Genomic DNA, 13,515 nt, shown 5'->3' with positions numbered 1-13,515 from the left:
TGAGGCGCGTGAGCAACAAAGCTGAAGAAACCTTAAGTAAGAGTACAGATTCCGCGTCTTTGGCCCGCGCTGTGGAGCGTTCCGCCGAACTCAACAAAGAGATCGACAAGGACCCAAGCCGATTCCGCATGCTAACCGGTGACCGTCCAACCGGCCACCTGCACCTCGGCCACTACTTTGGGACCATTAAGAACCGCATTGAGCAGCAGCAGCGCGGTATTGAAACCTGGCAGCTAATTGCTGACTACCAGGTGATTACCGACCGCGACGGCGTTGGCCCGCTACGCGAACGCGTGCTGTCGTTACTTACCGACTACATTGCAGCTGGAATGGACCCCGAGCGCGCAACTATCTTCACGCACTCCGCTGTACCTGCCCTGAACCAGCTGATGCTCCCATTCCTATCTTTAGTTACCGAGTCCGAACTACACCGCAACCCCACCGTCAAAGCTGAGCTTGACGCCACCGACGGACGAGCAATGTCGGGGCTCCTCCTCACCTACCCGGTTCACCAGGCAGCCGACATTCTCTTCTGCCGCGCAAACATCGTTCCCGTTGGGCAAGACCAGTTGCCGCACCTCGAACAAGCGCGTGTCATTGCGAACCGCTTTGACCGTCGCTACGGCCGCGCAGACAAGAACAAGCCTGTCTTTAGGCGTCCCGAAGCTCTACTGTCCAATGCTTCGCACGTCCTCGGTCTCGACGGCGAAAAGATGTCCAAGTCTCGCGGCAACACCATTGAGCTGCGAATGAGTGCCGACGAAACCGCAAAACGTCTCAAGAAGGCGAAAACGGACGCCGATCGTGTCATCACCTATGACCCGGAAAACCGGCCCGAAGTTTCCAACCTTCTGCTGATGGCATCCATGGCCTGCGGGGAAAGTCCCGAAGCCATTGCCGATCAGATCGGAGACGGCGGTGGTGGCGCCCTCAAGGCCCGCGTAACCGAAGACCTCAATACCATGCTCGCCCCCATCAGGGCGCGTCGCGCTGAGCTTTCTGAAAACGAGGACTACCTGCTTGAAGTCCTGCGAAAAGGCAACGAACGTGCAAACGAAGTTGCAAACGAGACACTAAGTGACGTCCTAACCGCTATGAATATGAAGTACTACTAAAACAATTCACAAAGCCTTCGACGAGTCTAAGGAGCCGGACCGATGTCAGTAGCCAAAGCGAAGAACACCACTTCGACCATGAAGAATCCAGTTCCCCCTCGAGCGCGGATAACGCGCATCCCTGCAACCGAGGTGTTCCCGGTAATCGAACAGGGACTTTGGCCGGCAAAAGCAACGGAAGGTGAATCCTTCCCCGTGCGCGCAACCGTGTTCCGTGAAGGACACGACGCGCTCGGTGTAGAAGCCGTTCTGATAGACCCGGAAGGCAACGAGCACATGCGTGCCTACATGCATGACATCGCTCCGGGCCTCGACCGCTATGAGGCGTGGCTCATGCCTGACCGCCCCGGCGCGTGGCAGTTCCGCATCGACACCTGGTCCGACCCATACACCTCCTGGGCACATGACGCCGCCATCAAAGTAGCGGCCGACACGGACGTTGAGCTCATGCTTGAAGAAGGCGCCCGCCTTATGGAACGCGCCGCCGACGGACGCCCCCGCCCCAAGGGAAGTCGCAAACAAAAGGGACCGGACAAGGCCGGCAAGGCAGTGCTACTAGAGGCAGCCAAATTACTACGCGACGAAAGCGCCTCGCCCCAAACGCGGCTATCCGCAGGCCTATCGTCGAGAGTGCGTAACGTGTTCCGCCACTTCCCACTGCGGGAGCTGTGGACGCGCACACGCACCTACCCGCTGAAGGTAGACCGCAAGGCCGCGCTGTTTTCCTCCTGGTATGAGATCTTCCCTCGCTCCTACGGCGCACACCGCGACGAGAATGGCGACTGGGTGTCCGGCACGCTAGCAGGAGCAGCCCAGCAGATTCCCCGCATTGCGAACATGGGCTTCAGCGTAATCTACCTGACCCCTATCCACCCCATCGGCACCACCTTTAGGAAGGGACGCAACAACACCCTCGAAGCCGGTCCGATGGACCCGGGATCGCCATACGGAATTGGTGCTCCAGAAGGCGGACATGATGCTATCCATCCCGACCTTGGCACGTTTGAAGACTTCGACAAATTTGTTGCCAAAGCGCGCGAACACGGTATGGAGGTAGCGCTTGACCTTGCTCTGCAATGCTCGCCTGACCATCCGTGGGTTAAGGAACACCCCGAATGGTTTAGCGAACGTGCAGATGGCTCTATTGCCTACGCGGAAAACCCGCCCAAGAAGTACCAGGACATTTACCCACTGAACTTCGACAACGATCCAGAAGGTATCTACCGGGCGGTTCGCGACGTTGTTCAAAAGTGGATCGATCACGGAGTAACCCTGTTCCGCGTAGACAACCCCCACACCAAGCCACTGAGCTTCTGGCAACGTTTCCTAGCCGAATTTAACGAAAAGCACCCCGAGGTGATCTTCCTTGCCGAAGCCTTCACGCGGCCTGCCATGATGCGCACGCTTGGAGCCCTCGGCTACCACCAGTCCTACACATACTTCACTTGGAGAACCACCAAGAAGGAGTTGCTGGAATACTTTGAAGAGGTTTCCAAGGACACCGCCCACGTGATGCGCCCGAACTTCTGGCCCACCACGCACGACATTCTCACCCCGCAGATGACCACCGGAGGCGCCGCAATCTTCGCCCTACGCGCAGTTCTTGCAGCCACAGCATCCCCCTCGTGGGGCATCTACTCCGGATACGAGTTCGTAGAGAACGTGCAGCGGCCCGGGTTTGAAGAGCAAATCGACAACGAGAAGTACGAATACCGCCCCCGCGACTGGGAAGATGCAAACAAGTACGGCATCGAAAACCTACTCACTTTGCTAAACACCGCACGAGGCCGCCACCCGGCCCTCCAGCAGTTGCACCGCATCCAGGTGCATGAGACCTCGGATGACCGGCTGCTGTGCTTCTCAAAGCACGTGCCCGCAAAGTTCAGCCCCAACGGTGAAGAAGACACCGTCATCGTTGTTGTAAACCTCGATCCGCACAACGCGGTTGAAGGTTCTGTCGACATCGACCTGTCAAAACTCGGTGCCACTATCAACTACGGGCCGAACGGTCCCGTGCTGAACGTTGTAGACGAGCTCGATGGCGTTGAATACCAGTGGGGCGAGCACAACTACGTTCGCCTTGAGCCATCAATCCGTACCGCACACGTCCTCGCAGTGCGCCCTGCGAGCAACTAAACACCGCGGGGGCGCGGCGTTCCGCGCCCCCGTCGCATAAAGACTTCTTAAGGACAACCATGACCCTATCGCCGCGAGACAGTGCCCCAACCGGTGCTATCCCCTTGATTCCTCGGGGTGGCGACGATGCCACCACCCGCGAAGTTCCCGAAGAACGCGTGGTAGCCACGTTGCCTACGCCAGCCGAAGATCCGCAGTGGTACCGCACCGCCGTGTTTTACGAAGTGCTCACCCACTCATTCTTTGACTCCAACAACGACGGAACGGGCGACTTCAAGGGTCTCACGGAAAAGCTCGATTATCTGGCGTGGCTGGGCATCGACGCGATCTGGATTCCCCCGTTCTACCCGTCCCCCATGGGCGACGGCGGATACGATATCTCGGATTACACCAACGTGGATCCTCGCTACGGCACGATGGATGACTTCCGCACGCTTATGGAGGAGGCTCACAAGCGCCGCATCCGCGTGGTAATCGACATGGTCATGAACCACACTTCCTGTGCCCATCCCTGGTTCCAAGCATCGCGACAGGATCCAGCCGGTCCGTACGGAGACTTCTACGTATGGCGAGACCGCCCCGCCGAGTACCTGGACGCGCGCATCATCTTCATCGACACCGAAGATTCCAACTGGACTTACGACGAAGTTCGCGGCCAGTATTTCTGGCACCGCTTCTTCAGCCATCAGCCCGACCTCAACTTCGAGAACCCGGCCGTGCGTGAAGCTATCAAGAACACAATCCGCTTTTGGGCTGACACGGGCGTGGATGGATTCCGCCTAGACGCCATCCCCTACCTCTACGAGGAAGACGGCACCAACTGCGAGAACCTGCCGCGCACCCACGACTTCATTGCCGAACTACGCGACATGGTCGACGAGGAATACCCCGGCACCCTTCTGATTGCAGAAGCAAACCAGCCCCCACACGAAGTGGTTGCATACTTCGGATCCGATTCCAGGCCCGAATGCCACGTATGCTTCCACTTCCCAATCATGCCCAAGATCTTCGCAGCGCTACGCGAAGAAACCTCCAAGGGAGTGCGCGAAGCTTTTGCCGCAACCCCGCCCCTTCCCAAGGGCGGACAGTGGGGTACTTTCTTGCGTAATCATGACGAACTCACCCTCGAAATGGTCACCGACGAGGAGCGCCAAGCCATGTACGGCTGGTACGCACCCGAACCGCGCATGCGGGCCAACGTGGGTATCCGACGCCGCCTCGCCCCACTATTGCGCGGCTCCAGACGCGAAGTTGAACTGGCGCATGCCATGCTCCTTTCATTCCCCGGATCCCCGTTCCTCTACTACGGTGACGAGATCGGAATGGGAGACAACATTTGGCTCAAAGACCGCGATGGGGTGCGCACACCCATGCAGTGGGATTCAACTCCCGGCGCTGGCTTCTCTAAGGGCGACCCCGAGACGTTCTACCTGCCCCTAATCGAAGACGGACCGTACGCACCGGCCGCTGTCAACGTGGCAGAACACCGATCCCGGCCCACCTCAATGCTCAACTGGCTACGCGGCATGTTGGAAGTACGCAAACGCTACCCCGTGTTCGGCATCGGATCGCTCACGCTACTGTCCACGTCAGACGATGCCGTCCTCGCCTATCTGCGTCGCGACGAACGTCAAACCGTGCTGTGCGTAAACAACCTGTCTACCACTTCTCGCTCAGCCACCATCCAGCTACCCGGCATGGGCGGCTGGCACCTGTATGACACCGCCTCTGGCAATCGATTCCCTGACGTTCGCGAAGACGAAACTATCGACATCACGCTTGGACGCCACGGCTTCTACTGGCTCGAAGCCACATTCCTAAACGAAGAAGACGAAGAGGAGTAACCATGGGCGCTTCATGGCCAGCAGACGTAAACCTACTAGACCAAATCGACACCTGGCTGTACAAACAACGCTGGTTCCCCGGAAGCACCGGCGAATCGGTTCGCCTGGTTGCCAACGTTGACCTCTCAAGCTACTCAGCTGACCCAGCCTGCGGTGAAAGCGAGGACGCGCTCGAGCCGGTCTGGATCTCCATCATTCAAGTGGGCGAAACCTTCATTTCCATACCGCTTGCATACACCGAGACCAAACCCGACTTCGGCCTTATTACCGAACTTCAGGGCGCTTACCTGATCGACGGAGCGTACTCCCCCGCATTCCTTAGGGCATGGCTACGCAAAGCTCACGAAAACGGCACGCTCAGCCCCATCGAGCCGCAGCGAGGTGATGAAGCACTAGCGAGCCTACTTGCAGAAGCGTCGAGGGCGTTTGTGCTTACCGGAGAGCAATCCAACACCTCCGTGCGCTTTGGTGGCCCATTTGCCTGCGTGTTGAAACTGCTTCGCGTACTTCACCCCGGTCTACACCCCGAAGTGGAAGTGACCCTAGAGCTTGCAAAACTGGGTTGGACGCATGTGCCAAAGCCCATCGCCTACTTGGAAGAAGAGTTCCAGCTGGAAGGGCTGCGTGGCAACGTGGTACTTGGCTTTGCCGGATCACTGGTTAACAACGGCCGCGATGGCTTTGAACTCTTCGTTGAAATCGCAGGTAAGAACGAGGATCCCGCACCGCTTGCCCGCGACCTCGGGACTGTAACCGCGGGCCTACACGAACACATGGCAAAAGCCTTCGGCGAGTCTGCACCCGCACAAGCTGAGCAGCTCAAGGACCGCCTGCGTGTCAACCTCGCTGCGGCCGCAGCTGAAGTTCCTAGGCTCCGCGAAAGTGACCTCATCGAACCCCTCGAAGCCAAAATCGAAGGCATCGGGAATATCGAAAATTTGCCGCCCATGATTCGCATTCACGGCGATTACCACCTAGGCCAAACCCTCCTGGGTGAGGACGGGTGGGTAATCCTTGATTTCGAAGGCGAACCACTACGTCCACTGGAAGAACGCCGCGAACCTGACTTCGCACTGCGCGACGTTGCCGGCATGCTCAGGTCTTTTGACTACGCCGCTGCCAAGGGAGGCGCAAACCAGGCCTGGCTACATGCAGCGCGCGAAGCCTTCATCGACGGCTACACCGGTGGCGGAGGCCTTGGCAAAACTGAGAGCGAGCTCAGCGCCGTTCTCGAAATCGAAAAAGCGGCCTACGAAGCCGTCTACGAATACCGGATGCGGCCCGACTGGATCTGGATTCCAGAAAACGCGCTTACTCGACTTGCAAAATAAGACACTCTCATAAGCGCAAAAACTGGGCTCATACATGGAAGAATTGCAACTATGAACGCGACACCATACCCCGTAGATTCAGCAACCCTTTCAGCTGTTGCTAACGCAACCCATCATTCACCTCACTCGGTGCTCGGTGGCCACATCCACGACGGTGCGGTAACCATCCGCACGGTCAGGCACCTGGCAGATTCCGTCACCATTGTCACCAAAACCGGTGAGTATAAAGCCACCCACGAGCAAGACGGCATCTGGACAGCAGTTCTGCCCTATGAAACCGTTCCCGACTACCGCCTGCGCGTCACCTACGGGGATCAAGTCGTTGACTCGGACGACCCCTACCGCTTCTTGCCCACCATCGGCGAAATGGACCTCTACCTCATTGGAGAGGGACGCCACGAGAACCTCTGGGAAGCCCTCGGCGCACACGTTCGCACCTTCGAAAGCGAACTGGGTGAAGTACACGGAGTGTCGTTCACCGTCTGGGCTCCCAACGCTCGCGCGGTCCGCGTAGTGGGCGACTTCAACTACTGGGACGGCACCGGCAGCGCCATGCGCACTCTGGGTGCCTCCGGCGTGTGGGAACTCTTCGTTCCCGGCGTTGAGGTTGGTGCCCGCTACAAGTTCGAAATCTGCGGGCCGGACGGCAACTGGATGCAAAAAGCGGATCCCATGGCTCGCGCCACCGAGATTCCGCCCGCAACCGCCTCTGTTGTTACCGACAAGTTCCACGAGTGGTCCGACCACGAGTGGATGGAAGCTAGGGCCGCCAAAGACCCGCATACCAGTCCCATGTCCGTCTACGAGGTGCACATTGGATCATGGCGCCAAGGACTGGGATACCGCACCCTGGCCGACGAGCTGGTCCCCTACCTCAAGCGCATGGGATACACGCACGTTGAGTTCATGCCCGTCGCAGAACACCCATTCGGTGGTTCATGGGGCTACCAGGTGACGTCCTACTACGCGCCGACCTCCCGATTTGGCACGCCGGATGACTTCCGCTACCTGGTAGACAAGCTACACCAGGCCGGCATCGGCGTCATCCTCGACTGGGTGCCCGCTCACTTCCCCAAGGACAGCTGGGCACTTGCCAGGTTTGACGGCACCGCCCTGTACGAGGACCCGGACCCAATGCGCGGCGAACATCCAGACTGGGGCACGCTTGTGTTCAACTTTGGACGCCGCGAAGTGCGCAACTTCCTGGTGGCCAACGCCCTGTACTGGCTCGAAGAGTTCCACATTGACGGACTGCGCGTCGACGCCGTAGCGTCCATGCTCTACCTGGACTACTCGCGAAACGACGGCGAATGGCGTCCCAACCAGTACGGTGGCCGCGAGCACCTCGAAGCCATCGAGTTCATTCAAGAAGCCAACGCCACCGCCTACCGGCGCAACCCCGGCATTGTTATGATCGCCGAAGAATCCACGGCATGGCCCGGCGTTACCGCCCCCACCTCCGGTGGAGGCCTAGGCTTTGGCCTCAAATGGAACATGGGCTGGATGAACGACACCCTGCGCTACATGCAGGAAGACCCGGTAAACCGACGCTGGCACCACGGTGAGCTCACGTTCTCCCTCGTATACGCGTTCTCTGAGAACTACGTCCTGCCGCTCTCACACGACGAAGTTGTGCACGGCAAAGGCTCCCTCATTTCGAAGATGCCCGGCGACAAGTGGCGCCGCCTCGCCGGCCTGCGCTCGCTACTGGCCTACCAGTGGTCACACCCGGGCAAGCAGCTACTGTTCATGGGCCAAGACTTCGGTCAAGAATCCGAATGGTCCGAGGCGTACTCGCTTGACTGGTGGCTCATGGATGACCCCGGCCACCGTGGCGTAAACCGCCTTGTTGCCAGCTTGAACAACATCTACAAGAACTCCCCTGCCCTGTGGGATGACAACTACACGGGATACGAGTGGATTGAAGCTGGCGACGCCGACCACAACGTCATCTCCTTCATCCGCAAGGGCAAGGACGAGGCAGGCGACACCGACATTTTGGTATGCATCTCCAACTTCGCTGGTAACCCTCACGAGGGCTACCGTGTAGGCCTGCCGTTCTTAGGCAAGTGGGAAGAAGTTCTCAATACCGACGCTGAAATCTTTGGCGGTTCTGGTGTTTGCAACATGGGCCCGATCATTGCCGAGGATGTTCCCTGGAACGGGCGCCCTGCCTCTGTTGAGCTACGCGTGCCACCACTAGGCGCTGTTTGGCTCCGTCCAGTACGCGACTAAACGCAAAACAATAAAGTGGCGGTGGGATCGTTTTGAACCGATCCCACCGCCACTTTTGTTCTTAGCGGCCCTGCCGTTAGAACAGCAAGCTTGAAAGACGCGCGCGAGCCGCCTTCACCCGCGGGTCAACCCCCAAAACCGTGAACATCTCAAGCAAACGCTCACGTGCGGCCTCGAATGCCGCATCATCACTGCCCTTCGAGCGGGCAATGACATCGAGCAACGTATCAAATGCGGCCTCTACATTGCCCTCAACAAACGCCGCATCCGCGAGCGAGAGCTCCGAACCATCAGAGTCTTCACGCACGCGCTTCGCCAGTTGCAAACGCGCGATAGACTCCTTAGCCACCTGGTCTTTAGGCGCCTGGGCCAAAACCTTTGCCCATTGCTCGATAGCGCCTTCCAAGTCACCCGCATCCTCAGCGGCCAACGCAGCCTCATGCAACGGATTCGTTTTTGGACCAGCCGGGACGTCAACCATGCGCCCCGTCAAACCAGCGTTGGCAGCAACTTTGAGCAGCTCATTGAACACGGCAACTATCTGGTCCTTCGGCTGCGCTCCCTGGAACAGCGGCACCGGACGGCCACCAACCAAAGCAACAACCGTAGGGATGGACTGCACCCCGAACATTTGCGACAGCTGCTGGTTGGCCTCCGTATCGATCTTCGCAAGCACCACGCGACCATCGAGTTCGCGGATCACGTCCTCCAAAATCGGAGTTAGCTGCTTACACGGCTGACACCAATCAGCCCAAAAGTCGATCACAACCGGCAGGGTTTGCGAAAGCTCAACAAGCTCTTGCAAACCCGCCTCGTCCACGTCACGAATAATCGGCCCAGTAAGGCCTGCTTCAGCAGAAGCCTGCGTAGCCGCAGCCGGGGCGGAATCTGCGTCCACACCTTCCAACGAAACCGCACCAAAGGTATCAGCAGGCATAGACTCGCCAGACATCAAAAACCTCTTTCAATTACCAAACTACTCAACAACGCGATACGAACCGAGAATGCGCTCCGCGCCAATCGCATGAATCAACTCGCTAGAGCCCTTGGGAGGAACAATCAGCGCAACTGAAGCCAGGTACGTGACCTCCACGGGCTTGTCATGAACCTCGGGATCTTCCATCAGATCCGCAATGGCGCCGCCAAGCTTGATCTTCGCATTCTCTTTAGCGCGCTCATACGTGACCGTGAACGAAATATTTCCCGCTACAAGCGCCGAACCATCAACCAAAGCCACAGCTGTTAGCGGTTTTTCTGCAGGAGTTGCGGCAATCGTTACTTTACCGTTCTCGCCCAATGAATCATTCAGCTTTAGCTGATCCTTATACGCCTTGGTGAAATCATCATCAGCAAACAGGTCAGGCTGATTCGCCTTATCGTCAAGCCGCGCCGTCCACTCGGTCAGAGCCTCCTGCGGAGACAACACAAAACTATCCGCATCAGCAGCCACCACTGGGGACCCTTCGGAAACCGCAATAGTTTGAAGCGATTCACCCGGGAACATACGCACCCAACTGGTTAGCTTGTAATCATCACGGGCGTTTTCCTGCGTGATGAAGCCAATCTGTGGCAACTCACCTTCGGTGGTTTTTGTGGGCGCAATAATGGCGCGCGGCCAAGTATGCGACTGAGTCACCGTGGCTGCCGTCTCATCCAAATCAAGACTCGCAACCGCCTCTTCACGCGCCTTCGCAAGCCTATACATCGCTGCCCGCATAGCGAGAGCCGGATCCTTCACCCGCGGCCCAAGCAGGCTTTCATCCAGGGCCTCGTCCCCTGCGGCCAACGCGGACTCAACCTCGGAAATCAGCGTCGTAACCTGCACTTCGTCCAGGTTCGGTTGCTCTGATTCATTGGTATTCGTCTCTGTTGAAGGAAGCTGGGGAACCTCGCTTGAACACGCGGCCAGCCCCGTGGTGGACAACGCCAAAATCAGTAGCGCTGAAGGTATCGTTTTCCTCATTCGTCCTCCCCCTTCTTATCCGATTCTGCATCGTCTGACCGCGGAATAACCGGGATGAGGCCCGTAGCGAAGCTCTGGCCGCCCATTGATACCTCGGCCTCGCCGCGAGCGCGAGCCTCACGAATTGCGCGCCTGGACGGGAGCACGTGCGTCTTTCCGCCAATGGTGGTGGTGATCTCTGTGCGCTCCTCAGCTACAGGGCGTGCCTGACGCTCAAGCAGCGAAACTCGCCGCTGGTGGTCTTCCTCTGCCTTCACACTGTTTTGAGCAGACGGTTTGGAGTTCTCCCCGCTCTTCTCGCTATCACGCGCGGATTTCGACGCCGCGTCCTTGCTGAAGGAGGACTTCAAATCACTGAACTTGTGCAAAGCGCGCTGTCTGCGCTCGCGAGCTTCTTCAGTGCGCGCATGTTCCTTACGAGTGCGTTGAAGTGCTAGGAATGGCACGAGGCCAAGCAGTAGCAAGATTAAGCCGATAACCGTAAGAGCGATGATCCACGCGCTAGAAGCATCACGCTGCCAAGTCAAAGAAATCTTCGGCGCCGGATCCACTCCATTTGTGGCCGCTAAAATGACCAATCCGGAACCATCCATCGTAATATCCCACGAGAGCGAATCCTTGCCGGTTTTCACATCCAGCCACATATCCGACTGCGCCAGAGCCTTGTCAAACTCGTCTGCGGCGAACTCGTCTGCATTAACCTCGGGCTTTTCCCCATCGTGCTTGGTGGAAGCAATGACCTGCCACGACGACAAGCCCGTAAGCTGCGTATTAGGAAGCTCGCCGATCCACGCCTGTGCATCAGCATCACGGCCGAGCGCCAAAACGATCGGCTGGCCGGGCGCTTCCGCATGTACCGTTACCTTGGTGTCAACCAGCCCAAGCAGGCCAGAAACCGTGGTCTCATACGGCGTTTCTGGACGCTCCGCCTGTGCGGTGACCGTCGACTCAGGACGCAACACCGTTGCAAACAACAGACCGGCAATCACCATAATTAGGCCGAGTGCCGAAAGTGCAATCGGGATACCCTGCCTCTTGGTAGGCGTGTTCACCACTAATCCTCCGCAAAAATGGATGTACTTACCATCCAGATTAGGGGCAATCGCGGCCACAGACCATTTAGATCGTAAAGTAGCGACCAAAACCACGAATTATAAGCGCTTTGCCCTACCCCGCGTTCACGCTCAGTACCCCGTTTGATTTACACTAGTAACAGTGTGATTTTTTGGGGCACTTTTATTTCGAGGAGATTTCGTGAGCGAAGAGCAAACAGATTTTCCAGTTGTCATGCGAGGCTACGACCGCATCCAGGTTGATGAACAACTGCAGACTCTCATGACCGCGCTATCCGAGGCGCGCAGGCGAGCAGAAGTTGCGGAAAACCGGGCCAAGAGCCTCGAAAGTGACCTGGAAGAATCGCGTAACCGTTTGGAGGAGCAAGAACGCGCCTCCTTCTCTGGCATTGGCGCACGCGTTGAACAGCTCCTACGCTCCGCTGAAGAACAGGCGATTGCCGTCACCACGAAGGCGCAGGCAGAATCCGACGCCCTCATGGAACGCACCCGCACAGAAACCCAGCGGCTCGCCTCGAGGGCAGAAGCAGAAGCTGAAGCCCTTCTATCCGAAGCACGCCGCGAAGCCGCCGAACGCGCCTCCCGCGCCCAGACCGAAGCGGAAACCCTCCTTACCAATGCGCAGCACCGGGCTGACGAAATGGTTGCGTCCGCACAGCGCGACGCGGCTGCGCTCCGCTCCGAAACCAACACCTACGTAAACGACGCTCGTGCAAGTGTTGAACGCGAAGTTGAAGTCCTGCGTGCCCGCGCACAAAAAGACACGGTTGAGATGCGCGTTGCCTCTGAACAAGAAGCCGCTCAAATGCGTGCCGACGCCGGTGCTGATGCCCAAGCAGTACGTGAAAATGCAAACGCGGAAGCCAAGCAGACCCTCGAATCTGCGCGCACCTCCGCCGAAGCCTCCCTGGCCGCTGCTCGCGACGAATCCGACAAGATCACGCGAGAGGCACGCGCCATCCTCGAGGACGCGAAAGCCAAAGCTAACGTTGCACGCCAAGAAGCCGAACAGGAAATCGCCGACCAGCGCGCCAGTGCACGCGAAGCCGATGCTGCCGCGCACGAGCAAGCACGCGAAGAAACCACCGCGATGGTTACCGCCGCACGCACCCAAGTCAGCGAGGCTGAAAAGCACCTGGCAGAAACTCTGCAGCGTGCGGAACGTCTGCTTACCGACACCGATGCCGTTGTTCGCAGGCGTCAAGAGGATGCTCGCCGTAGCGCCGAAGCGATCATTGCTGCTGCCGAAGCCGAAGCCGACCAGCTACGCGAAACCGCGCGTCAAGAAGCTCTTAGCGAGCGAGCAGCCGCCCAGCGTACAGTTGAAAAGCTAACTCGCCAGCGTGAATCCGTTGCCGCATACCTTGACGAAATGCGCGGCCTTCTTGGTTCCTCCGCCGCCCGTAGCATTGCCGGGCTGGCCGAATCAGAAGAAGGCACGGACACTGCCTCCCCCGCCCTCTTCGACGACCCGGAGAAGAAGTAGACAAATCGGCGGCAAGCCGATAACAATAACGCACTACATTGGGTTGGTGCCCGGCACTTCCGCGCCGGGCACCAACCCAATTTTGACTCTAGTAAAAGTTTGAGACCCCACTATCCCAGCAGTGTGGATGCCAATGACGGCGCGCATCAACCCCGACTTCAAGGCCGAACGCACCCTCCTCACGCCACGCAACCACGTGGGGCGAGCCAACTGTTATAGGCCTGTGACAACCGGGACAGGTGTATTCCTTCGATGCTCGAGACAGGCGCTGGACACTAAAAGTGCCCGAACTGCGCTCCACCTGGCGTGGCATTGACGCCAACCTATCCATA

At 58.3% G+C, this 13,515-nt stretch carries 9 protein-coding genes; 6 read left to right on the top strand and 3 right to left on the bottom strand.

Annotated features, from left to right (window positions below):
• Positions 1–8 precede the first annotated feature (8 nt).
• From trpS to glgB, 5 genes are all read left to right on the top strand, one after another.
• On the top strand, positions 9–1,115 hold the full coding sequence (gene trpS / locus HMPREF2891_RS04310) for a tryptophan--tRNA ligase (RefSeq protein WP_261666836.1): 1,107 nt from the start codon (positions 9–11) through the stop codon (positions 1,113–1,115).
• 78 nt (positions 1,116–1,193) lie between these two features.
• Positions 1,194–3,251 (top strand): alpha-1,4-glucan--maltose-1-phosphate maltosyltransferase, encoded by a 2,058-nt coding sequence (locus tag HMPREF2891_RS04305; RefSeq protein ID WP_070621236.1) that lies wholly within the window; start codon positions 1,194–1,196, stop codon positions 3,249–3,251.
• Between the two features lie 59 nt (positions 3,252–3,310).
• The gene (gene treS, locus HMPREF2891_RS04300) at positions 3,311–5,095 is read left to right on the top strand and encodes a maltose alpha-D-glucosyltransferase (RefSeq protein ID WP_070621140.1); all 1,785 of its coding nucleotides are present in this window, start codon (positions 3,311–3,313) and stop codon (positions 5,093–5,095) included.
• Between the two features lie 2 nt (positions 5,096–5,097).
• Complete coding sequence (locus HMPREF2891_RS04295) at positions 5,098–6,426, top strand: phosphotransferase (RefSeq protein ID WP_070621141.1); 1,329 nt, start codon at positions 5,098–5,100, stop codon at positions 6,424–6,426.
• A 51-nt stretch (positions 6,427–6,477) separates the two neighbouring features.
• Entirely contained in the window at positions 6,478–8,661 is a 2,184-nt protein-coding gene (gene glgB, locus HMPREF2891_RS04290; protein ID WP_070663999.1) for a 1,4-alpha-glucan branching protein GlgB, read from the top strand.
• 76 nt (positions 8,662–8,737) lie between these two features.
• Here glgB and HMPREF2891_RS04285 read toward each other — a convergent pair whose 3' ends face one another.
• Genes HMPREF2891_RS04285 through HMPREF2891_RS04275 form a run of 3 tightly spaced genes read right to left on the bottom strand, consistent with a single transcriptional unit; the run spans position 8,738 to position 11,676 of the window.
• A complete protein-coding gene (locus HMPREF2891_RS04285) occupies positions 8,738–9,613 on the bottom strand; it encodes a tetratricopeptide repeat protein (RefSeq protein ID WP_070663997.1) in 876 nt (291 codons plus the stop codon).
• A 24-nt stretch (positions 9,614–9,637) separates the two neighbouring features.
• Positions 9,638–10,624: a hypothetical protein gene (locus HMPREF2891_RS04280; protein ID WP_070621144.1), complete on the bottom strand. Its 987-nt coding sequence runs from the start codon at positions 10,622–10,624 to the stop codon at positions 9,638–9,640.
• Complete coding sequence (locus HMPREF2891_RS04275; RefSeq protein WP_148130932.1) at positions 10,621–11,676, bottom strand: hypothetical protein; 1,056 nt, start codon at positions 11,674–11,676, stop codon at positions 10,621–10,623. The genes HMPREF2891_RS04280 and HMPREF2891_RS04275 overlap by 4 nt, the downstream gene beginning before the upstream one ends.
• 202 nt (positions 11,677–11,878) lie before the next feature.
• On the opposite strand from HMPREF2891_RS04275, the gene HMPREF2891_RS04270 reads away from it, so the two are divergent.
• Positions 11,879–13,183: a coiled-coil domain-containing protein gene (locus HMPREF2891_RS04270; RefSeq protein WP_070663995.1), complete on the top strand. Its 1,305-nt coding sequence runs from the start codon at positions 11,879–11,881 to the stop codon at positions 13,181–13,183.
• Positions 13,184–13,515 lie beyond the last annotated feature (332 nt).

This window comes from Actinomyces sp. HMSC065F11 (assembly GCF_001813085.1).
In the GTDB taxonomy this organism is placed as follows: domain Bacteria; phylum Actinomycetota; class Actinomycetes; order Actinomycetales; family Actinomycetaceae; genus Gleimia; species Gleimia europaea.
Note: the sequence above shows the minus strand (reverse complement) of the source record. Positions and strands in the feature narration are given on the sequence as shown.

Bases quoted from the DNA above. Each gene is read 5' to 3' on its own strand.
- HMPREF2891_RS04295 (WP_070621141.1), top strand. From the start codon at position 5,098: ATGGGCGCTTCATGGCCAGCAGACGTAAACCTACTAGACCAAATCGAC.
- HMPREF2891_RS04305 (WP_070621236.1), top strand. From the start codon at position 1,194: ATGAAGAATCCAGTTCCCCCTCGAGCGCGGATAACGCGCATCCCTGCA.
- glgB (WP_070663999.1), top strand. From the start codon at position 6,478: ATGAACGCGACACCATACCCCGTAGATTCAGCAACCCTTTCAGCTGTT.
- HMPREF2891_RS04280 (WP_070621144.1), bottom strand. From the start codon at position 10,624: ATGAGGAAAACGATACCTTCAGCGCTACTGATTTTGGCGTTGTCCACC.
- treS (WP_070621140.1), top strand. From the start codon at position 3,311: ATGACCCTATCGCCGCGAGACAGTGCCCCAACCGGTGCTATCCCCTTG.
- HMPREF2891_RS04285 (WP_070663997.1), bottom strand. From the start codon at position 9,613: ATGTCTGGCGAGTCTATGCCTGCTGATACCTTTGGTGCGGTTTCGTTG.